This window comes from Escherichia albertii (assembly GCF_028622335.1).
GTDB lineage: Bacteria > Pseudomonadota > Gammaproteobacteria > Enterobacterales > Enterobacteriaceae > Escherichia > Escherichia albertii.
In genome coordinates, this window is record NZ_CP117568.1 from 1,809,488 (window position 1) to 1,829,607 (window position 20,120).

22 protein-coding genes are annotated in these 20,120 nt (G+C 53.8%); 8 read left to right on the plus strand and 14 right to left on the minus strand.

What is annotated here, in order from left to right:
- Nucleotides 1-73 precede the first annotated feature (73 nt).
- Together norV and norW are read left to right on the plus strand one after the other, a co-directional pair.
- On the plus strand, nucleotides 74-1,513 hold the full coding sequence (gene norV, locus PS053_RS08835) for an anaerobic nitric oxide reductase flavorubredoxin (protein ID WP_000029587.1): 1,440 nt from the start codon (nucleotides 74-76) through the stop codon (nucleotides 1,511-1,513).
- A complete protein-coding gene (gene norW / locus PS053_RS08840; RefSeq protein WP_059255949.1) occupies nucleotides 1,510-2,643 on the plus strand; it encodes an NADH:flavorubredoxin reductase NorW in 1,134 nt (377 codons plus the stop codon). The genes norV and norW overlap by 4 nt, the downstream gene beginning before the upstream one ends.
- A 210-nt stretch (nucleotides 2,644-2,853) precedes the next feature.
- On the opposite strand, the gene hypF is transcribed toward norW, so the two are convergent.
- Nucleotides 2,854-5,106 (minus strand): carbamoyltransferase HypF, encoded by a 2,253-nt coding sequence (hypF, locus tag PS053_RS08845; protein ID WP_256878885.1) that lies wholly within the window; start codon nucleotides 5,104-5,106, stop codon nucleotides 2,854-2,856.
- 152 nt (nucleotides 5,107-5,258) lie between these two features.
- Nucleotides 5,259-5,786: an electron transport protein HydN gene (hydN, locus tag PS053_RS08850; protein ID WP_001078780.1), complete on the minus strand. Its 528-nt coding sequence runs from the start codon at nucleotides 5,784-5,786 to the stop codon at nucleotides 5,259-5,261.
- Between the two features lie 428 nt (nucleotides 5,787-6,214).
- Between hydN and PS053_RS08855 the strand changes: the two genes are divergently transcribed.
- The gene (locus PS053_RS08855; protein WP_000536064.1) at nucleotides 6,215-6,643 is read left to right on the plus strand and encodes a hypothetical protein; all 429 of its coding nucleotides are present in this window, start codon (nucleotides 6,215-6,217) and stop codon (nucleotides 6,641-6,643) included.
- Between the two features lie 91 nt (nucleotides 6,644-6,734).
- Here the strand turns inward: PS053_RS08855 and PS053_RS08860 are convergent, their stop codons facing one another.
- The 12 genes from PS053_RS08860 to hycA form a co-directional block, all read right to left on the minus strand.
- On the minus strand, nucleotides 6,735-7,154 hold the full coding sequence (locus PS053_RS08860; RefSeq protein WP_000126297.1) for a helix-turn-helix domain-containing protein: 420 nt from the start codon (nucleotides 7,152-7,154) through the stop codon (nucleotides 6,735-6,737).
- On the minus strand, nucleotides 7,151-7,462 hold the full coding sequence (locus PS053_RS08865) for a type II toxin-antitoxin system HigB family toxin (RefSeq protein WP_000547563.1): 312 nt from the start codon (nucleotides 7,460-7,462) through the stop codon (nucleotides 7,151-7,153). The genes PS053_RS08860 and PS053_RS08865 overlap by 4 nt, the downstream gene beginning before the upstream one ends.
- Before the next feature lie 161 nt (nucleotides 7,463-7,623).
- Complete coding sequence (locus tag PS053_RS08870; RefSeq protein ID WP_125060797.1) at nucleotides 7,624-8,379, minus strand: hypothetical protein; 756 nt, start codon at nucleotides 8,377-8,379, stop codon at nucleotides 7,624-7,626.
- Between the two features lie 42 nt (nucleotides 8,380-8,421).
- Nucleotides 8,422-8,892, minus strand: a complete 471-nt coding sequence (gene hycI / locus PS053_RS08875; RefSeq protein ID WP_059219259.1) for a hydrogenase maturation peptidase HycI — start codon at nucleotides 8,890-8,892, stop codon at nucleotides 8,422-8,424.
- The gene (gene hycH / locus PS053_RS08880; protein ID WP_001291918.1) at nucleotides 8,885-9,295 is read right to left on the minus strand and encodes a formate hydrogenlyase assembly protein HycH; all 411 of its coding nucleotides are present in this window, start codon (nucleotides 9,293-9,295) and stop codon (nucleotides 8,885-8,887) included. Before hycH ends, hycI begins: the two co-directional genes overlap by 8 nt.
- On the minus strand, nucleotides 9,292-10,059 hold the full coding sequence (gene hycG / locus PS053_RS08885; protein ID WP_059214453.1) for a formate hydrogenlyase subunit HycG: 768 nt from the start codon (nucleotides 10,057-10,059) through the stop codon (nucleotides 9,292-9,294). Before hycG ends, hycH begins: the two co-directional genes overlap by 4 nt.
- On the minus strand, nucleotides 10,059-10,601 hold the full coding sequence (gene hycF, locus PS053_RS08890) for a formate hydrogenlyase subunit HycF (RefSeq protein ID WP_000493797.1): 543 nt from the start codon (nucleotides 10,599-10,601) through the stop codon (nucleotides 10,059-10,061). Before hycF ends, hycG begins: the two co-directional genes overlap by 1 nt.
- A 9-nt stretch (nucleotides 10,602-10,610) precedes the next feature.
- Nucleotides 10,611-12,320: a formate hydrogenlyase subunit HycE gene (gene hycE, locus PS053_RS08895; protein ID WP_256921794.1), complete on the minus strand. Its 1,710-nt coding sequence runs from the start codon at nucleotides 12,318-12,320 to the stop codon at nucleotides 10,611-10,613.
- Between the two features lie 17 nt (nucleotides 12,321-12,337).
- Nucleotides 12,338-13,261 carry a formate hydrogenlyase subunit HycD gene (hycD, locus tag PS053_RS08900; protein ID WP_000115224.1) on the minus strand — a complete coding sequence of 308 codons (924 nt, stop codon included), beginning with the start codon at nucleotides 13,259-13,261 and terminating at the stop codon, nucleotides 12,338-12,340.
- 2 nt (nucleotides 13,262-13,263) lie between these two features.
- Entirely contained in the window at nucleotides 13,264-15,090 is a 1,827-nt protein-coding gene (gene hycC, locus PS053_RS08905) for a formate hydrogenlyase subunit 3 (RefSeq protein WP_256878883.1), read from the minus strand.
- Nucleotides 15,087-15,698, minus strand: a complete 612-nt coding sequence (hycB, locus tag PS053_RS08910; RefSeq protein WP_001079170.1) for a formate hydrogenlyase subunit HycB — start codon at nucleotides 15,696-15,698, stop codon at nucleotides 15,087-15,089. Before hycB ends, hycC begins: the two co-directional genes overlap by 4 nt.
- A gap of 124 nt (nucleotides 15,699-15,822) precedes the next feature.
- A complete protein-coding gene (hycA, locus tag PS053_RS08915) occupies nucleotides 15,823-16,284 on the minus strand; it encodes a formate hydrogenlyase regulator HycA (RefSeq protein WP_000158050.1) in 462 nt (153 codons plus the stop codon).
- A gap of 211 nt (nucleotides 16,285-16,495) precedes the next feature.
- Here hycA and hypA point away from each other — a divergent pair, with 211 nt between their 5' ends.
- The 5 genes from hypA to hypE are packed head-to-tail and all read left to right on the plus strand — an operon-like array spanning nucleotide 16,496 to nucleotide 20,113.
- Nucleotides 16,496-16,846 (plus strand): hydrogenase maturation nickel metallochaperone HypA, encoded by a 351-nt coding sequence (hypA, locus tag PS053_RS08920; RefSeq protein ID WP_001516945.1) that lies wholly within the window; start codon nucleotides 16,496-16,498, stop codon nucleotides 16,844-16,846.
- Nucleotides 16,847-16,849: 3 nt separating this feature from the next.
- On the plus strand, nucleotides 16,850-17,722 hold the full coding sequence (gene hypB, locus PS053_RS08925; RefSeq protein WP_000337664.1) for a hydrogenase nickel incorporation protein HypB: 873 nt from the start codon (nucleotides 16,850-16,852) through the stop codon (nucleotides 17,720-17,722).
- A complete protein-coding gene (gene hypC, locus PS053_RS08930) occupies nucleotides 17,713-17,985 on the plus strand; it encodes a hydrogenase 3 maturation protein HypC (RefSeq protein ID WP_000334872.1) in 273 nt (90 codons plus the stop codon). Before hypB ends, hypC begins: the two co-directional genes overlap by 10 nt.
- A complete protein-coding gene (hypD, locus tag PS053_RS08935; RefSeq protein WP_001212971.1) occupies nucleotides 17,985-19,106 on the plus strand; it encodes a hydrogenase formation protein HypD in 1,122 nt (373 codons plus the stop codon). The genes hypC and hypD overlap by 1 nt, the downstream gene beginning before the upstream one ends.
- The gene (gene hypE / locus PS053_RS08940; protein ID WP_001059969.1) at nucleotides 19,103-20,113 is read left to right on the plus strand and encodes a hydrogenase maturation carbamoyl dehydratase HypE; all 1,011 of its coding nucleotides are present in this window, start codon (nucleotides 19,103-19,105) and stop codon (nucleotides 20,111-20,113) included. The genes hypD and hypE overlap by 4 nt, the downstream gene beginning before the upstream one ends.
- Nucleotides 20,114-20,120: the final 7 nt, after the last annotated feature.

Genomic DNA, 20,120 nt, shown 5'->3' on the forward strand with positions numbered 1-20,120 from the left:
GATAAAAAATTGGCACGCAATCTGCAATCAGCAAGACATCTTTTTAGAACACGCTGAATAAATTGAGGTTGCTATGTCTATTGTGGTGAAAAATAACATTCATTGGGTGGGTCAACGTGACTGGGAAGTACGCGATTTTCACGGCACGGAATATAAAACGCTGCGCGGCAGCAGCTACAACAGCTACCTCATCCGCGAAGAAAAAAACGTGCTGATCGACACCGTCGACCATAAATTCAGCCGCGAATTTGTGCAGAATCTGCGTAATGAAATCGATCTGGCGGATATCGATTTCATCGTGATTAATCATGCAGAAGAAGACCACGCCGGGGCGCTGACCGAACTGATGGCGCAAATTCCCGATACGCCGATCTACTGTACAGCCAACGCTATCGACTCGATAAATGGTCATCACCATCACCCTGAGTGGAATTTCAACGTGGTAAAAACCGGCGACACGCTGGATATCGGTAACGGCAAACAGCTCATTTTTGTCGAAACGCCGATGCTGCACTGGCCGGACAGCATGATGACTTACCTGACAGGCGATGCGGTACTGTTCAGCAACGATGCTTTCGGTCAGCACTACTGCGACGAACATCTGTTCAACGATGAAGTGGATCAGACCGAACTTTTCGAACAGTGCCAACGTTACTACGCCAATATCCTGACGCCGTTCAGCCGCCTGGTAACGCCGAAAATCAACGAGATTCTGGGCTTTAACTTGCCAGTCGATATGATTGCCACCTCTCACGGCGTGGTCTGGCGCGATAACCCGACGCAAATTGTCGAGCTGTACCTGAAATGGGCGGCGGATTATCAGGAAGACAGAATCACCATTTTCTACGACACCATGTCGAATAATACCCGCATGATGGCCGATGCTATCGCCCAGGGGATTACGGAAACCGACCCACGCGTAGCGGTGAAAATCTTCAACGTTGCCCGAAGCGATAAAAACGAAATCCTGACCAATGTCTTCCGCTCAAAAGGCGTGCTGGTCGGTACTTCCACCATGAATAACGTAATGATGCCGAAAATCGCCGGGCTGGTGGAGGAGATGACCGGATTGCGCTTTCGTAACAAACGCGCCAGTGCTTTCGGCTCTCACGGCTGGAGCGGCGGTGCAGTTGACCGTCTTTCTACGCGTTTGCAGGATGCTGGTTTCGAAATGTCACTCAGCCTGAAAGCCAAATGGCGACCGGACCAGGACGCACTGGAATTATGTCGTGAACACGGTCGTGAAATCGCCCGTCAGTGGGCGCTCACGCCGCTGCCGCAGAACACCGTGAATACGGTGGTTAAAGAAGAAACCTGCGCCACCACAACGGCTGATCTCGGCCCACGGATGCAATGCAGCGTCTGCCAGTGGATTTACGATCCGGCAAAAGGCGAGCCAATGCAGGGCGTCGCACCAGGAACGCCGTGGAGTGAAGTCCCGGATAACTTCCTGTGCCCGGAATGTTCCCTCGGCAAAGATGTCTTTGATGAACTGGCATCGGAGGCAAAATGAGCAACGGCATTGTGATCATTGGTTCGGGCTTCGCCGCCCGCCAACTGGTGAAAAATATTCGCAAACAGGACGCCAGTATTCCATTAACCCTGATTGCCGCCGACAGCATGGACGAGTACAACAAACCAGACCTCAGTCATGTGATCAGTCAGGGGCAACGTGCCGACGATTTGACCCGCCAGACAGCAGGTGAATTTGCCGAGCAGTTTAATCTGCGCCTGTTTCCGCACACCTGGGTGACAGATATCGATGCCGAAGCCCATATGGTGAAAAGCCAGAATAATCAGTGGCAGTACGACAAGTTAGTGCTGGCAACCGGTGCCAGCGCCTTTGTCCCGCCGGTGCCCGGGCATGAGTTAATGCTGACGTTAAATAGTCAGCAAGAGTACAGGGCCTGTGAAACACAACTGCAGGAAGCGCAACGTGTGTTGATTGTCGGCGGTGGTTTGATTGGTAGCGAACTGGCGATGGATTTTTGTCGGGCTGGAAAAGCGGTCACGCTAATCGATAACGCCGCCAGTATTCTGGCGTCGTTAATGCCACCGGAAGTCAGCAGCCGCTTGCAGCATCGGTTGACAGAGATGGGCGTTCATCTGCTGTTGAAATCTCAGTTATTAGAGCTGGAAAAAACAGACTCTGGTATTCAGGCAACGCTGGACCGCCAGCGCAGCATCGAAGTGGATACGGTAATTGCCGCCACCGGACTGCGCCCGGAAACCGCCCTGGCACGACGCGCCGGGCTGACGATTAATCGCGGCGTTTGCGTCGATAGTTATCTGCAAACCAGTAATGCCGATATTTACGCGCTGGGCGATTGCGCGGAAATTAACGGTCAGGTATTGCCGTTCCTCCAGCCGATTCAACTTAGCGCGATGGTGCTGGCAAAAAATCTTCTCGGCAATAACACACCGCTGAAACTTCCCGCCATGCTGGTAAAAATCAAAACGCCGGAGTTACCGCTGCATCTGGCAGGAGAAACCCAGCGTCAGGATTTACGCTGGCAGATTAATACCGAACGCCAGGGAATGGTGGCGCGCGGCGTTGACGATACTGACCAGCTTCGCGCCTTTGTGGTCAGTGAGGATCGGATGAAAGAGGCGTTTGGATTGTTAAAAACGTTGCCGGTGTAGGCGCAATGTCGGATGCGACGCTAACGCGTCTTATCCGACCTACGGGGAACGCATATGTTGGTCACATCATACATTCATGCCGCATCCGGCTACTGTGCCCAAAATGTCGGATGCGGCGCTGACGCGTCTTATCCAACCTACGGGGCGTATGTGTAGGCCGGATAAGGCGTTTACGCCGCATCCGGCAATAGTGTCCAAATGCAACAGGTTTTATCCGTTCTGGACTTCCCCCGCCCCCCAACGCGCCGCAGCAATAACCCCCTGCCCCAGAGACAATCCGCCATCGCCCGCCGGTAAACTCTGCGGGAAGAGCAACGTAAAATCAGCAAGATAATGCGCCAGACGTGCACGCAGCAAACGGTTATGAATAACCCCGCCGCTGAACACCAGCGTAGTGATACCCCGCATCGTGGCTTGCTCACGCATCAACGCGGCAAAACCCTGCGCCAGTGCATCATGAAACGCCCACGCGCGTTGATTAACCGGAGCAGACCAGTTCAGCCACTGCTGCCAGAAAGTGGCGAGATCCAGTTGATTGTCCACCAGCGGCATCGTCACCGGATGCGTCACTCCGTGGCACGAAGTCGCCAGCGCCTCCAGAGCACAAGCCGCTTCACCTTCATAACTTAACGTCACTGGCGCACAGCCCAGTGCCGCCGCTACGGCATCAAACAAACGCCCGCACGATGACGCCAGCGGCGCATTGATTCCACGCTCAATGGCCCGCGCCAGCACGCTCCAGTTTTGCTGTTGCACACTCGCCGTTTCAGGGTAGCTCTGCCACTCCGGCACAAAGCGCAGACACTGTGCCAGCAGGTTACGCCACGGCTGCTTTGCAGCCAGATCGCCACCAGCAAGCGCCACCGCAGGCAAGCCGCCCAGGTGCTCGCATTCACGATAGTTCACCCGCAGGCACTCGCCGCCCCACAACGCGCCGTTCTTCCCCATACCAATACCGTCGAGCGTCAAAGCAATGACATCTCCACCATCCAAAGGCCAGTGGTGTTCTGCCAGACACGCCGCTGCGTGGGCATGATGATGCAGCACCGTTTGTGTCGGCAGATTCATCTCGCTTGCCCACTGGCTGGAGACATAGCCCGGGTGCACGTCATGCACAACGAATTGCGGGGTGAAATCATAGATGTTCTGCATCAGGCGTAACGCTTCGCGCCACTGCATCTGGATGCCATCATCACTTAAATCGCCCAAATGCTGACTCAACACCGCTTGTTCACCGCGCACCAGGCAGAAGGTATTTTTTAAATCCGCGCCAAGACACAGCACAGGCGGGACATTTTTAAAGCCCGGAGGTAAAGCCAGCGCGTCCGGCACATACCCTCGCGAACGGCGCAGCATTTCGCCGCTTTCGCGCACCACCGAATCATCCATCCGCTGCACGATGTCGCGGTTATGCAATAAAAATCCGTCGGCGATGCCCTGCAAATCTTCCAGTGCCTGTTCGTTGCTGATAGCCGGTGGTTTACCGCTCAGGTTGCCGGAGGTCATCACCAACGGGCATTGCAATTCCTGTAACAGCAAATGCTGGAGCGGGTTCGCAGGCAACATCACCCCGACTTCGTTAAGACCAGGAGCGATATCGTCACACAATTCAGGAACGTATTTTTTATCCACCAGCACAATCGGCGCGGCAGGCGTGTTGAGTAACTGAAACGCAGCCTCCGGTAAACCTTCTGCCGTTGGCAACATAACCGCCAGCGGTTTCGCCGGACGATGCTTACGCCCCCGGAGTGTCGCCACCGCGTTACTGTTACGCGCATCGCAGGCGAGATGGAATCCGCCAATCCCTTTGATAGCGACAATGTGGCCCATTTTTAACTGTGCGATAGCTGCCTGTAATGCCTCTTCTTGTTCAGCATGTTCACCATGACTGACCCATTCAAGATGCGGGCCACACTCCGGGCAGGCCACCGGTTGGGCATGAAAGCGACGATCGAGCGGGTCACGGTACTCTTTATCACAGGCCGGACACAGCGGAAACGCCGCCATCACGGTAAACGGGCGGTCATAAGGCATCGCGCGAATAATGGTGAAACGCGGGCCGCAGTGGGTACAGTTGATAAACGGATAACGATAACGCCGCTCGCCAGGGGTATTCATTTCGGCAAGACAAGCAGGACAAGTAGCGGCATCGGGAACAATTTGCGTATTCATGACGCCGCCCGCGCTCTGGCGGATAGTGAACTCAGTGGGCAGTTGTGGCCAGATGAACGGCTCACGCTCGACGCTATCAATACGCGCCAGCGGTGGGCAATGCTGATGTAGTTGGGCAAGAAACGTTTCCGGGTCTTCCAGCAGCCGAACTTCCACGCCATCGCCGTCATTACAGACATCGCCGTGAAGATTTAATTGCTGTGCCAGTTGCCAGACAAACGGACGAAAACCGACGCCCTGCACTTTGCCACGAATACGCAGTTGGACACCGCAAGATGTGTTTTTTGCCATTGAGTTATTCCCGCCATCATGAATTGCGTAACCCGCCCAGCCGGACACGAGCGCGTCGCATCCGGCAGTCACAGGTCGGCGATACCGCCCGCCCCGTATTCTACGAATATTTGCGGGAATTCCTTTGATGCCAGAACAGTTCTGTAAGATTTTTAGAACATCAGCGCCGTGCGACGGCGTTTTTCTGCGCTCAATTGTTCAAGTTTATTACGATCGACACAAATCAGCGCATGGGTCGGGCAAGCCGCCATACATGCCGGGCCTTCTTCACGATGGTTACATAAGTCGCATTTATTGGCCTCTGCTTTGTCGGCACGTACATTCAACCCCGCGCCGCTATTGCGAATCACCGGGCGCACCACCACTTCCATCGCGCCATACGGGCAAGCCACAACGCAGGTTTTGCAACCAATGCAACGTTCCTGCATCACATGAACAAACCCTTTATCACGGCTGATAGCACCATTCGGGCAGACGTTAGCGCACGGTGCATCTTCACACTGACGGCAGACTGTCGCCGTGGAAATGTTTACACCTTTAATGACATGGATTCGCGGTAAAAATGTTTCCGGGGTCAGCGATGCGCAATCCTGATTTTCCTGATGAGAAACCACGCACGCCACTTCACAAGTACGGCAACCAATACATTTGCTCGCGTCAGCAATGATGAAACGGTTCATCAAATTCTCCAGCTATGACAGTTAATGCGCCGATACATTCATAAATCATGCCAGTTTTTAACTTATTATTATTTAAGGAAAATATTTTCCCACAATACGACCAGACCGATGTCATCGACACAAGTGACGATGACATGTGATGACAGTATTTATCGTAGTAAGGCAGAGAGAATCCGTTTTCTGATGAATGTTTTATCGTTGCCAGTCCACATCTGGGTACTTTTTTCCGACAAGTCGTTCTGGTGGTATAAAAAAGTAATTACCAGTAACGGGGAGGATTTAAGGGAAGCAACCGTGCCGAATACGGCGTGAACAACGACCGCTTTGTCAGCTATCCATATGATTGTATTTTGAGGTTCATCGCAGATTAGCGATGAACCTTTATTAAATAATACAATTCCGACTGAAATAACAGATAAGGATACAAAATGGGTTCATGGGGAATGGAGGCTCTCGAAAGCGACGAAGGGCTGGATTTGATTAATTGGGTAGAGGAACAACTGCAAGATGATTCGACCTTTGATGCCGAGTCAATTGTTCAACGCTTAAGCCAGCATGAAGATTTGTTCGGATTTCAGGGAGATGAAGAATTTCTCTACGATAATAATGTTATCGGTCTCGTCGAACTTATCATTCAAAAAGCAGCCGGGGAAAAAATCACATCGAGTAAACAAATTGATCAACTCGACAGTTATCGGCTCACGTCGATTTTCAGCAAAAAACTCCAGGGCCGTTTACAAACAATCGACGACACACATGAGTGGATAATGCTTTTCGAGGGGCGAGCACGCGAAAAAGCAAAAGCATATCTGATTGAGATTACTGATAAATTAAGAGTAGTAAAGACAACAGCCTGAATGACAAACAAGGGCGCGCAAAATTAAGAATCTGCGCCCTTTCAAAGCCCGACAGGCGTAGCGCATCAGGCGATTTAGCGTCTGCCATCAGTCAAAGAAACCATTCCGGCTTAACGCCAAATCGGGCTGAAAGTGCCTTAATGTGGGATATCGTCAAGGATCGTTGTCCAGACAAGATCTGGCTGACCAGGGATTTAGAGCCGATTTCGTTCTTCAAATCTGCATAGGTCAGATTATGTTGATCAATCAGCGTGCGAAGTAACGCCACACCAACAGGCATTGCCGCAACGGCTTTGTCGAACTCTGCAAACTTTTCGTTGTTGTTTTCATATTCTGCAATGCGGCTCGTCAGAAAGTCGATAAGTGGATTGGTGTCATCTTCTTCAATCAAATATTCGACCAGTTCCAGTGCTTCACGATAATCATCTTCTGAGTCACTGCCTCCCAGAAAGGGGACTGCATTGACCAGTTCTCTTGTTGCTTTAACAGCGCGTGCAGCATTAGCAGTCATTCTTTGTTCTCTCTGTAGTAACGTGTCAGTTTGTCATACTCGGCGTGATTAGTTATGTGCTTCACAAAGAACCGCTTATTAACAAAGTTTATGTAGGCAATCACCCTTAGGTTGTTCCCACCTACATCCAGAACGTACCATTTGTTGCGATATTTAAAATTGTCGAGGTTGGGAAACGCCGTTCGCATTTCTTCTGGCGTAGAAAAATCCGTTTCCTTAATAACCCGATACAATGCCTGAAGAGCCAGAGCGTCGTTAGGATATTTACGCGCAGACTCTTCAAATGGCGCTTTAGAAATGATGTGCATTTTTAAGTTTTAACTTCCTTATAGTAAGTAAACAGCCACATCTGCGAGTTCTATCCTTATATGTTCGGAAACTATAGCTTATCAAATCCAAGTTCACAATATGTAAACACTTGCGCACGATATAATTACTACAAAAATCCTCATAGCCACTCTGCAAAAAGTCAGTTCTGATTCACCCCATCAAGCACATCGCCCTTTATTAAACAACGCTGTGTCAGCGCCAGATCTTTCGCTTGCGGGTTACGTCCGGCGACAGGTTTAATGACAAGTTTACGGTTGGAGGTATAGGTAAAACGCGTGAGTGCGGGATAGCTTAACTTGCCAAACCAGCCATGAACACGCTGCCATTTGGCCTCTTTTACCTGATACAAACTAGTTATCCAGTAACCGGAATCAAACTGCATGTCCAGCAATTGCGAGTGACCATTGCCTTGTAAATCAAGCAAATCATCAACGCCAGTTTCGTTTGCGGTGTAAAAACCATCGACCTGGAAAACACACGGGCGACCTTGCTGATTAAAGGTCATCAGGATTAAAAACGAGGAAGGCGCCAACCCGTTTCCCGAAACTCCTCGCCAGATAACCAAATCCTGAATGCCATTACGATCGAGGTCAGCACGGTAAAATTGCGCATTACCCGCCATATTTTGCAGCACACCCACAGGCACAAACCAGGATTTACCGGCACGGTCCTTAGCGGTTAATCGCCAGTAATCCTCTTCATTTGGCATCTTCTCAAGCGTTACGCCTGCAACGCCCACTTTTCTAAAATGCCAGTTTTGATCGGCATCATAAGGCAGGGTTAAAAGAGGTTTCAGCGACCGTTTATGAGCGTATTCGCTGTCGCTCATCGGCAGATACTCGGTAAAACCTGTGGCCTGCGCAGGCAGCACAAAGCCCAATAAAAAAGCGCACATCCCTGTCCTGATTTTCAATTCCCTGAATTCCTTAATGAAGAACTACTCTTCTTCCACCGCTAACTGCGCGAAGCCGCCATTTCCTTCCCAGCCTTCCAGCCGCTGATACACCGTTTCCACCGCATCTTTAACCGGCTGAGTCATCGGGTAGTAAAAGCCGACGATATCCGGCTGAATGCCGAGGAAAATCACTTCACCAACGTCTTCTTTCAACTGGTCGATAAGGTAGTTCAACGGCATGTTATGGGTAGTCATCATAAACATCTCGGCGATGTCATCCGGGTCGATAATGCGGATCTCGCCGGGGTTTAGCCCCATATCCGTGGCGTCGACAATCAGCAGCCGTGTCGGACTCAATTCGCGGATGGCGACGATGTCGTTTTCCGGCGCGCTACCGCCGTCAATCACCACCCAGTTACCTTTCGGCGCGGCAGCACACTTTTCCGCCAGCAGCGGGCCTGCGCCATCATCGCCCATCATGCTATTGCCAACACAGAGTAAAACGTCAGTCACGCAGTCTCCTCACCATCAAATAGATGGCGTTTTCCTGATGAATATCATGCAGCATACTTAACAGCATTGTACTCCATTCCTTCTGCTGCGAAGTTTGCGCTGCCCGGGCTTTGTCGAATGCATTGGCCAGCATCGGCACATGGTTAATGTCGATGACGATCTCACCGTATTTCGGCACGCCTTCCATTTTACGGCGGGCTTCACTGCCCGCCTCCAGTGTCGCAATCCATGCCAGATATTCATCCCACGGGCAGGTGAGCGCCGCCTCCAGGCAATCGATAACCCCAAGGTGGTGACCAATCGCCAGGCTGTAATAGACCACCTGCTGCGCCTCGGCGGGCGTGGCATCGTTCTCATCAATAAATTTACGGCTCAGTTGACTGAACACCACCTTTTCACTCATCGGATACGCGCCTCTTCAACAACATGATTCAGATGGCTGACAATCTCGCTCAGACGCGGATCGTTCTCCGCCTCCAGCCAGCGTGCAACCTGCTCTTCGCCCTGGCTTAACTGCGTCAGGAAGTCATCGGCAATCTGGCGACCATAACGATAACCCGCCAGGCGGCGTGCTTCGCGATCCACTTTCACACGCAGCGGCTGCACCATATCAGGATGCAGAATGTCTGCCGGCTGCTCATCCTGTTCACCGGGTCCACGAGCGTGAATTTTCTGCTCCAGCAGACCGAGCGCCATCGCAAAGCCGTACAGCGTGGCGGCAGGCGTTGGCGGGCACCCCGGAATGTAGACATCCACCGGGACGATTTTATCTGTACCGCCCCACACGCAGTAGAGATCGTGGAAGATCCCACCGCTGTTGCCGCAGGCACCGTAGGAGATACAAATTTTAGGGTCCGGCGCGGACTGCCACGCACGCAGCGCAGGGGATCGCATTGCACGGGTGACCGCGCCGGTAAACAGTAAAATATCCGCATGACGCGGAGACGGAACGACTTTAATGCCGAAGCGTTCTGCATCAAACAGCGGCGATAAAGTGGCGAAAATTTCGATTTCGCAGCCGTTACAGCCACCGCAGTCCACACGGTAAACGTAGGCAGAACGTTTGATTTTTTTCAGTAACGACGCCTTCATGCTGGCGATGGATTCATCCACCGTCATCGGGACCGGAATGCCGTTGGCGTCACGGGGGCCTAATAAATTACTCATCAGATGGCCTCTTTCATATGGCGAGTCAGTTCAATACGGTCGGACGGCACCAGGCATTTCTGGCGCTTACATTCCGGGCAAGTCTCAAAGCTTTCGCGGTGGTTTTCCGCGCGGCTGTCACCGTTGTGCTTAAGCAGCGCAATGGCGTAGTCGATCTCTTTCTGGACGGCGAAAGGACGATTGCAGACGCGGCAGTTGCACAGCGCGAAGCGGGACTGTTGCAGGAAATCTTCTTTCTTCCACACCGCCAGTTCGTACTCTTGCGACAGTTTGATCGCCGCTGTCGGGCAGACTTCTTCGCAGCGCCCACAGAAGATGCAGCGCCCAAGGTCGAACTGCCACGCCAGCTCACCAGTGGCGAGGTCGGTTTCAACCGTTAAGGCGTTTGACGGGCAGGCATTGACGCAGGCTGCACAGCCGATGCACTGCTGCGGGTTCTGCTCTGGCTTACCACGGAAGTTTTTATCAACCGCAATCGGCTCCAGCGGATAAGACGAAGTCGCCGTGCCGGTTTTGATGACTTTTTTGATAAAGGTAAACATGGCGATTCCTTATTTCAGCGGCGAGTTTTTACGCTCAATGCTGTAGCGCTCGAGTTCTTTGTACGGCACCACTTTGCTCTTCTTCTTACGTACATCGACCACGGTCATGCGGTCGGTACAGGAGTAGCAAGGGTCCAGGCTACCGATAATCAGCGGCGCATCGGAAACGGTGTTGCCACGCAGCATGTAGCGCAGGGTCGGCCAGTTCGCGTAGGTCGCGGCACGACAACGCCAGCGATACAGCTTCTGGTTGTCGCCGGTCATGCTCCAGTGGATATCATCGCCACGCGGCGCTTCGGCAAAGCCCAGCGCAAAACGGTGCGGAATGTAGGTAAAGCCTTCCACCATCAGCGGACCGCCCGGCAGGTTATCCAGACCGTAGTCGATCATGTTCAGCGCGGTATAGACTTCGTTGATACGCACTTTCAGGCGCGAAATGACGTCGCAGCCCTGTTCGCTGTGAACTTCCATCGGCAGCAGGCCATAACCGACAAATGGGTGATCGGCGCGGGTATCGCGGGCGTGACCACTGGCGCGCACCATCGGGCCGACGTTACTGAAATCGCGGGCGATTTCCGGGTCCAGACGACCAATGCCAACGGTGCGCTGTTCCATGTTCGGTGTGCTCAGCAGCACATCCACCAGCTCCTGCACTTCACGACGCATTTGCTGCGCCAGCTGGCGGGTCTGGATCATGTCATCTTTCAGCAGATCGCGACGAATCCCGCCGATCAAGTTCAGGCCGTAGGTTTTACGCGCGCCGGTGAGGATCTCCGCCATTTTCATGGAGGTTTCACGCACGCGGAAGAACTGCATAAAGCCGGAGTCAAAGCCAGTGAAGTGGCAGGCAAGGCCGAGGTTGAGCAGATGCGAGTGCAGACGTTCCACCTCCAGCAGAATGGCGCGGATCATCTGCGCGCGTTCTGGTACCTGAATCCCCATCGCGTTTTCCACCGAGGTGGTGTAAGCGGTGCTGTGGGCGAAGCCGCAGATCCCGCACACACGGTCGGAAAGGAAAGTCACTTCGTTGTAACCCATGCGGGTTTCCGCCAGTTTTTCCATGCCGCGATGGACATAGAACAGGCGGTAGTCGGCGTCGATAATGTTTTCGCCATCGACGAACAGACGGAAATGGCCAGGTTCGTCAGAAGTGACGTGCAGCGGGCCAATCGGCACGACGTTGTTTTTCTTGTCACCCAGTTCGTTGATGAACTCGTAGGTTTCAGCATCGGTGGTCGGCGCCGGACGCTGACGATAATCCATGCTGTCTTTACGTAGCGGGTAGAGTTCATCCGGCCAGTCATCCGGCAGCACCAGACGGCGCTCATCCGGCAGCCCAACCGGAATCAAACCGTACATATCGCGCACTTCACGCTCGCCCCACACCGCCGCCGGAACACGTGGCGTCACGGACGGATATTCTGGTTTATTGGCGTCAACTTCGACGCGAACCGTAATCCAGCACTTGGTGCCCTTCTCCATCGACAGCACATAGTAAACAGCGTAATGACCATTCAGTTTGCGTTCGTCGTTACCAAACAGCACCGACAGCCAACCGCCCTGTTTGTAGTAGAGGAACTCCACCACTTCCGGCAGATAGTTCACTTTCACGGTCACGGTCAGCTGATCTTTGGTCTGCCAGGCGTAGTCCAGCACGACGCCCGGAAATGCCTCATTCAGCGCGGCGAGATAATGTTGACCTAATTTTTCTTCAGACATGCTCAAACTCTCTTTAATCACGCCGCCAGCAAGGAGACGAACGCTAAAAATGCAAAGCCAAACCCGGCCCAGGTAATGCGCGGAGTAATATCAAGACGCAGACGGGCCATGCTGTTTTCGAACAGCGCGATAACCAGTACGCCGACCACCAGTTTGACGATGGCAATCACCAGCGCCAGCAGCAGTCCACCAGCAGTGAAGGTTTCCATTTGTCCCCACGGGATAAACACCCCGACGAACATCTGCAACACCACCAGCTGTTTCAGGCTGATACCCCATTTCATGACGCCAAAGCCGCTGCCGCTGTATTCAGAGAGCGGACCTTCCTGCAACTCCTGCTCAGCTTCCGCCAGGTCGAACGGCAGTTTGCCCATTTCGATAAAGGTGGCGAATGCACAGGCACAAAGCGCCAGCACCAACGGGATGCTCTGGCTCAGAGGCCAGTGGTAAACGGTGTCGGTGATGTTGCTGATATTGGTGGAACCAGCAACCTGCGCGGCAACCCACAGGCCAAGCAGCAGCATCGGTTCGACCAGCACGCCCAGCATCGCTTCACGGCTCGCGCCGATAGCGGTAAACGGGCTACCGGTATCCAGACCAGAAATGGCAAAGAAGAAACGCGCAATGGCGAAGAGATACAGTAAGGTAATCAAATCACCCAGTTGCGGCAGCGGAGAACCGACGGTCACCACTGGCAGCGCAGTAGCGATAGTCAGCATGACGCCCACCATCACATACGGCGTCAGGCGGAACACCCAGCCAGAAGCATCCGGGCCAACGCTCTGGCGGCCCAGCAGTTTGATAATGTCGCGATACTCCTGCAACACGCCCGGCCCGCGACGGTTATGCAGACGGGCACGCGCCACACGGGTAATACCGGAGAGCAGCGGCGCAACGGCAAATAACACCAGCGCCTGAATTAACGGATATAGAACACTCATTCTCAGGCTCCTCGTGAAACAATAATCACCACCAGTACCGCCAGTTCAACCAGCGCCATCCGGCGGAACAGCAACGCACTCCCCTCGCACTGCCAGCCCGGTACCAGCGACACCGGATTCAGCCATTTGCGCAATTTCAGCACCGGAGCAAAAGCCTGTTTCACCGGCATGGCAAAGCCATGAGCGGTAATCACCATTGATTTTTCGTGGTCATAGCCGCACACCCAGGCCGCACCGCGGGAACGCGACGGCAGACGGTCGCCTTTGCAAATCGCCATAATGATGAATGGCAGCAGCGGGCAGGCAATCAGCAGCAGCGTGATCATCGGTTGAGAAACGGTGGTGTTAGCAGGTTCCAGTGGCAGAGGCACCGCAGCCGACAGCATCGGCAGCAACCACGGCGCAGCGACACCGCCAATCACACAGCAAATCGCCAACGCCACTACGCTGACGCACATCAGGAACGGCGCACAAGCTGCGTTTTCTGCTTCTTTGGTACGCGGCGCGCCAAGGAAAGTGACGCCATAAACTTTCGCCATACACATCACCGCCAGCGCACCGGTAATTGCCAGCCCCACGGCGAGCAGCGGCCCGAACAGACGAGCAACGAATGCCCCGCTATTGCTCATTTTGAAGAAGGACTGGTAGATAACCCATTCCCCGGCAAAACCGTTCAGCGGCGGCAGCGCAGCCATTGCCATCAGCCCGACTAACATGGCGATGGAGATAACCGGCATTTTCTTACCAATGCCACCGAGTTTTTCGATATCGCGATGACCGGTACGGAACCAGACGCTACCCGCGCCGAGGAACAGCACGCTTTTGAACAGGCTATGGTTAAGCAGATGGTACAGACCACCGACCAGGCCAAGAGCAATCAGCGCCGGTTGTTCGAGCGCGATACCCGTTACGCCAGCGCCCAGCCCCAACAGGATGATGCCAATATTTTCCAGAGTGTGGTAAGCCAGCAGACGCTGGATGTTGTGTTCCATCAGCGCATACAGGCCGCCGACGAATGCGGTGATCATACCGAGCACCAGCAGCGCAATTCCCCACCACAGCGGCGCGTTACCGCCCAGCAGCGACAGGGTTAAAATACCCAGCAGGCCAATTTTCATCACCACCGTGGAAAACAGGGCAGCGGCTGGCGCAGAGGCGTTGGCATGAGCCTGCGGCACCCAACCGTGCAGCGGGATAATCCCGGCCAGCAAGCCGAAGCCAATCACGCCGAGCAGCCAGATATCAGAACCGAGCGGCAGTTGCTGCACACGCATATCCAGCAGGCGCAGATCCAGCGTGCCGTAACGCTGCCAGACCAGCCAGCAGGCAATCGCCAACAGCAACGTGCCAAGACGTCCCAGTGCAAACCACAGCTTTCCCTCTTTGCTGTTGCTGGTGAGGAACACCGCGCACAGGGCCATAATTTCTGCCATTACCACGAACATCCCCAGGTTGCTGGCGATAACGGCGCACACGGCGGCAGCCATCAACATATTGATCTGCAAGCCGTTGCATTTCACCTGCGCGTGGCGATGCCAGTCAATGTTGTAGAGGCTGACAAACAGACCGCACAGGCCGAGCGTAATCAGCCAAATCGCGTTAAGCGGAGAGATTTGAATATCGAAACTCACCAGCGAAAGCGCGCCGCTCACGCCAACCGCGCCAGTCAGCACGGTAACACCCGCGGCAGCCGTGTACAGGCTACCGACAGCGCCGCCAATCCCGGCAATCCAGCCGCTCAGCGCCTTATGAAAAGAAAAGAGAAATGCCAGAACAGCGGCGGCGACAAACCACGCAACGCCGCTATTGATCAGGGAAATTGCGCTCATTTAGCCTCTCCACTTTGAGCCTGCTGAAACAAGGTGAGATCGCCAAAATCGGTGTTAAAGGTCAGCTCACGCTTACGCTTGCTGACGCGGGCGATATCGGTGTTATCCACCAGATGCAGGGCTTTGGTTGGGCACATCCGCACGCAGGCCGGACCTTGCTCATCGAAATAGCAGAGATCGCATTTGACGGCGATAGCGCGAATACCCGGCACCCAGTCAAGTAGCGTGCTGACACGCGCCGGAGCAGGCGGTGCTGGTGGCGCTTTCGGGGTATTAGCATTAGCCGGAATATCCAGCGGACGGCTACCGGAAAACTCAATGGCGCCAAACGGGCAGGCGATGCCGCACAGTTTGCAGCTTACACACAGGCTTTCATTTAGCTGCACTGCGCCATTAACGCGGGTAATCGCGTTAACCGGGCAGACCACCGCACAGGGCGCATCTTCACAGTGGTGACAGAGCTGCGGCGCAGATTCTTTATCATTCAGCATCACTCGCAGGCGCGGCATTGATTGCAGGCCGTGCTGGCGATGCGTCTCTGAACAGGCGGCCTCACAGGTGTGGCAGCCGATACAGAGCGTGGAGTCAGCAATTACAAAACGATTCACCAGGCATTCCTCAGGTGATTGTCATTTTTGACGAAAACATGCCGATGAAATGTCATTTTCGACACTCATCGACACGCCCATCCCCAAACAGGCATAACGCCTGCAAAACGGGCAAAGCCTCAGTTCATGCAGCCGGGCTTTGTCCCTTTACCAGTTGGCTTAAATTCACCGGCGTATTGTTTTCAATGGCGGTGTATAAGCTGTCGTAAACGCCAGCGATTTTTTCGAGATAGTGTTCCAGCACTTTCTCGCGATTGCGGATGTCGACCTTGTCATCAATCATGCCGTCAATGCTCAACTGCGCCTGCGCAATCCGCTGTTTGTCTCCTCCCTCTTTCGCTTCGACGTAGTACTCAATGGTGTGGCTGTTAAAGCCATCCGCCAGGGTGACGTAAATGCGAAAATGTTCAAAAAGGACGAAACAGAGTTCTTTGTCTGGCGCGCAGCTCATGGCATGGTGCAGACGCGCTTTCGATAACGTGATCCCCTGAACCAGCGAATTGCAGTAGATATGCCACTGGTCCTGTAGGCGACGATGCCGCTGTGCGATGTAATCGGCTTTCTCGCTTATTTCCCAAATAGTCATTGTCAGGTTACCCGTTTAACAGAGATGCCAGTTTTAAGCATTTTCTGTGCCAACTTTTAATTTATTGTTATTTATGTATTTTTTATTAATAAGTCGAATTTCGTCGCCGTGACGACGTGTCATTTCGACATCATCGACATTATTCACCGCAGGGATAATCAACACTGGCACAGTTATTGCTTGTAACGGGCAATAGTTAATGGGAGGCGATATGCACGAAATAACCCTCTGCCAACGGGCACTGGAATTGATCGAACAGCAGGCCGCAAAACACGGTGCAAAACGCGTAACTGGGGTCTGGCTCAAAATTGGCGCATTTTCTTGCGTCGAAACCAGCTCTCTTGCCTTTTGTTTTGATCTGGTTTGCCGCGGCAGCGTGGCGGAAGGTTGTAAACTGCACCTCGAAGAACAAGAGGCCGAGTGTTGGTGTGAAACATGCCAACAGTATGTGACGCTACTGACCCAACGCGTCCGCCGCTGCCCACAGTGCCATGGCGACATGTTGCGCATTGTGGCAGACGACGGTTTACAGATTCGGCGGATAGAAATAGACCAGGAGTGAGCGATGTGTACAACATGTGGTTGCGGTGAAGGCAACCTGTATATCGAGGGTGATGAACATAACCCTCATTCCGCGTTTCGTAGCGCGCCATTTGCCCCGGCGGCACGCCCGAAAATGAAAATCACCGGTATTAAAGCGCCTGAATTTACCCCCAGCCAGACCGAAGAAGGAGACCTGCATTATGGTCACGGCGAAGCGGGCACTCACGCGCCGGGCATGAGCCAGCGTCGGATGCTGGAAGTAGAAATTGACGTGCTGGACAAAAATAACCGTCTGGCAGAACGCAACCGCGCGCGCTTTGCAGCCCGCAAGCAGCTGGTGCTCAACCTGGTTTCCAGCCCTGGTTCCGGTAAAACTACCCTGCTGACGGAAACCTTAATGCGCCTGAAAGACAGCGTTCCGTGCGCAGTTATTGAAGGTGACCAGCAAACTGTGAACGATGCCGCGCGCATTCGCGCTACCGGCACGCCAGCGATTCAGGTGAATACCGGTAAAGGTTGCCATCTTGACGCACAGATGATCGCCGATGCCGCACCGCGCCTGCCACTGGACGATAACGGTATTCTGTTTATCGAAAACGTCGGCAACCTCGTATGCCCGGCCAGCTTCGATCTGGGTGAAAAACACAAAGTCGCCGTACTTTCTGTCACCGAAGGCGAAGATAAACCGCTGAAATATCCGCATATGTTCGCCGCCGCCTCGCTGATGCTGCTCAACAAAGTCGACCTGCTGCCGTATCTCAATTTCGACGTTGAGAAGTGCATCGCCTGCGCCCGCGAAGTCAATCCAGAAATTGAAATCATCCTGATTTCCGCCACCAGTGGAGAAGGGATGGATCAGTGGCTGAACTGGCTGGAGGCACAGCGATGTGCATAGGCGTTCCCGGCCAGATCCGCGCTATTGACGGCAATCAGGCGAAAGTCGACGTCTGCGGCATTCAGCGCGATGTCGATTTAACGTTGGTCGGCAGTTGCGATGAAAACGGTCAACCGCGCGTGGGCCAGTGGGTATTGGTTCACGTTGGCTTTGCCATGAGCGTAATTAATGAAGCCGAAGCGCGCGACACTCTCGACGCCTTACAAAATATGTTTGACGTTGAGCCGGATGTCGGCGCGCTGTTGTATGGCGAGGAAAAATAATGCGTTTTGTTGATGAATATCGCGCCCCGGAACAGGTGATGCAGTTAATTGAGCATCTGCGCGAACGAGCTTCACATCTCTCTTACACCGCCGAACGCCCTTTGCGGATTATGGAAGTGTGCGGCGGTCATACGCACGCCATCTTTAAATTCGGCCTCGATCAGTTGCTGCCGGAAAACGTCGAGTTTATCCACGGTCCGGGTTGCCCGGTGTGCGTGCTGCCGATGGGCAGAATCGATACCTGCGTGGAGATTGCCAGCCATCCTGAAGTTATCTTCTGTACCTTTGGCGACGCCATGCGCGTACCGGGAAAACAGGGTTCGCTGTTGCAAGCAAAAGCGCGCGGCGCCGATGTGCGCATCGTCTACTCGCCAATGGATGCGTTGAAACTGGCGCAGGAGAATCCAGCCCGCAAAGTGGTGTTCTTCGGCTTAGGTTTTGAAACCACCATGCCGACCACGGCCATCACGCTGCAACAGGCGAAAGCGCGCGATGTGCAGAATTTTTACTTCTTCTGCCAGCACATTACTCTTATCCCGACGCTGCGCAGTTTGCTGGAACAGCCAGATAACGGTATCGATGCATTTCTGGCCCCCGGTCACGTCAGTATGGTGATCGGCACCGATGCCTATAATTTTATCGCCAGCGATTTTCATCGTCCTCTGGTGGTCGCTGGTTTCGAACCGCTTGATCTACTGCAAGGCGTAGTGATGCTGGTAGAGCAGAAAATAGCGGACCACAGCAAGGTAGAGAATCAGTACCGCCGGGTGGTACCGGATGCGGGTAATCTGCTGGCGCAACAGGCGATTGCCGATGTGTTCTGCGTCAACGGCGACAGTGAATGGCGCGGCCTTGGCGTCATTGAATCTTCTGGCGTGCACTTAACACCAGACTATCAGCGATTCGATGCTGAAGCGCATTTCCGCCCGGCGCCGCAGCAGGTTTGTGATGACCCACGCGCACGTTGTGGCGAAGTGTTGACGGGCAAATGTAAGCCGCATCAATGCCCGTTGTTTGGTAATACCTGTAATCCTCAAACCGCGTTCGGTGCACTGATGGTCTCTTCTGAAGGAGCGTGCGCTGCGTGGTATCAGTATCGTCAGCAGGAGAGTGAAGCGTGAATAATATCCAACTCGCCCACGGCAGCGGCGGCCAGGCGATGCAACAATTAATCAACAGCCTGTTTATGGAAGCCTTTGCCAATCCGTGGCTGGCGGAACAGGAAGACCAGGCACGTCTTGAGCTGGCGCAACTGGTGGCGGAAGGCGACCGTCTGGCGTTTTCCACCGATAGCTACGTCATTGACCCGCTGTTCTTTCCTGGCGGTAATATCGGCAAGCTGGCAATTTGCGGCACCGCCAATGACGTTGCGGTCAGCGGTGCAATTCCCCGTTATCTTTCTTGCGGATTTATCCTTGAAGAAGGATTGCCGATGGAAACGCTAAAAGCGGTGGTCACCAGCATGGCTGAAACCGCCCGCGCGGCAGGCATTGCTATCGTTACGGGCGATACTAAAGTGGTGCAACGCGGCGCGGCGGACAAACTGTTCATCAACACTGCGGGCATGGGTGCTATCCCGGCGAATATTCACTGGGGCGCACAAACTCTGACCGCAGGCGATGTCTTGCTGGTGAGCGGTACGCTCGGCGACCACGGGGCGACTATCCTTAATCTGCGCGAACAACTGGGGCTGGATGGCGAACTGGTCAGCGACTGTGCGGTACTGACGCCGCTGATTCAGACGCTACGCAACATTCCCGGCGTAAAAGCACTGCGTGATGCCACGCGCGGCGGCGTGAATGCCGTTGTCCATGAGTTCGCAGCGGCTTGTGGTTTTGGTATTGAACTTTCCGAATCTGCGCTGCCCGTTAAACCTGCCGTGCGCGGTGTTTGCGAGCTGTTAGGACTGGATGCACTCAACTTTGCCAACGAAGGCAAACTGGTGATCGCAGTAGAACGCAACGCGGCAGAGCAAGTGTTAGCAACGCTGAAATCCCATCCATTGGGACAAGATGCAGCGCTGATTGGCGAAGTGGTGGAACGTAAAGGTGTTCGTCTTGCTGGTCTTTATGGCGTGAAACGAACTCTCGATTTACCACACGCCGAACCGCTGCCTCGTATATGCTAATAAAAAT

Excerpts from the sequence above, each read along its gene's own strand:
- norV (WP_000029587.1), top strand. The coding sequence starts at position 74 with ATGTCTATTGTGGTGAAAAATAACATTCATTGGGTGGGTCAACGTGAC.
- norW (WP_059255949.1), top strand. The coding sequence starts at position 1,510 with ATGAGCAACGGCATTGTGATCATTGGTTCGGGCTTCGCCGCCCGCCAA.
- hypF (WP_256878885.1), bottom strand. The coding sequence starts at position 5,106 with ATGGCAAAAAACACATCTTGCGGTGTCCAACTGCGTATTCGTGGCAAA.
- hydN (WP_001078780.1), bottom strand. The coding sequence starts at position 5,786 with ATGAACCGTTTCATCATTGCTGACGCGAGCAAATGTATTGGTTGCCGT.
- PS053_RS08855 (WP_000536064.1), top strand. The coding sequence starts at position 6,215 with ATGGGTTCATGGGGAATGGAGGCTCTCGAAAGCGACGAAGGGCTGGAT.
- PS053_RS08860 (WP_000126297.1), bottom strand. The coding sequence starts at position 7,154 with ATGACTGCTAATGCTGCACGCGCTGTTAAAGCAACAAGAGAACTGGTC.
- PS053_RS08865 (WP_000547563.1), bottom strand. The coding sequence starts at position 7,462 with ATGCACATCATTTCTAAAGCGCCATTTGAAGAGTCTGCGCGTAAATAT.
- PS053_RS08870 (WP_125060797.1), bottom strand. The coding sequence starts at position 8,379 with ATGTGCGCTTTTTTATTGGGCTTTGTGCTGCCTGCGCAGGCCACAGGT.
- hycH (WP_001291918.1), bottom strand. The coding sequence starts at position 9,295 with ATGAGTGAAAAGGTGGTGTTCAGTCAACTGAGCCGTAAATTTATTGAT.
- hycG (WP_059214453.1), bottom strand. The coding sequence starts at position 10,059 with ATGAGTAATTTATTAGGCCCCCGTGACGCCAACGGCATTCCGGTCCCG.
- hycF (WP_000493797.1), bottom strand. The coding sequence starts at position 10,601 with ATGTTTACCTTTATCAAAAAAGTCATCAAAACCGGCACGGCGACTTCG.
- hycE (WP_256921794.1), bottom strand. The coding sequence starts at position 12,320 with ATGTCTGAAGAAAAATTAGGTCAACATTATCTCGCCGCGCTGAATGAG.
- hycD (WP_000115224.1), bottom strand. The coding sequence starts at position 13,261 with ATGAGTGTTCTATATCCGTTAATTCAGGCGCTGGTGTTATTTGCCGTT.
- hycC (WP_256878883.1), bottom strand. The coding sequence starts at position 15,090 with ATGAGCGCAATTTCCCTGATCAATAGCGGCGTTGCGTGGTTTGTCGCC.
- hycA (WP_000158050.1), bottom strand. The coding sequence starts at position 16,284 with ATGACTATTTGGGAAATAAGCGAGAAAGCCGATTACATCGCACAGCGG.
- hypA (WP_001516945.1), top strand. The coding sequence starts at position 16,496 with ATGCACGAAATAACCCTCTGCCAACGGGCACTGGAATTGATCGAACAG.
- hypB (WP_000337664.1), top strand. The coding sequence starts at position 16,850 with ATGTGTACAACATGTGGTTGCGGTGAAGGCAACCTGTATATCGAGGGT.
- hypC (WP_000334872.1), top strand. The coding sequence starts at position 17,713 with ATGTGCATAGGCGTTCCCGGCCAGATCCGCGCTATTGACGGCAATCAG.
- hypD (WP_001212971.1), top strand. The coding sequence starts at position 17,985 with ATGCGTTTTGTTGATGAATATCGCGCCCCGGAACAGGTGATGCAGTTA.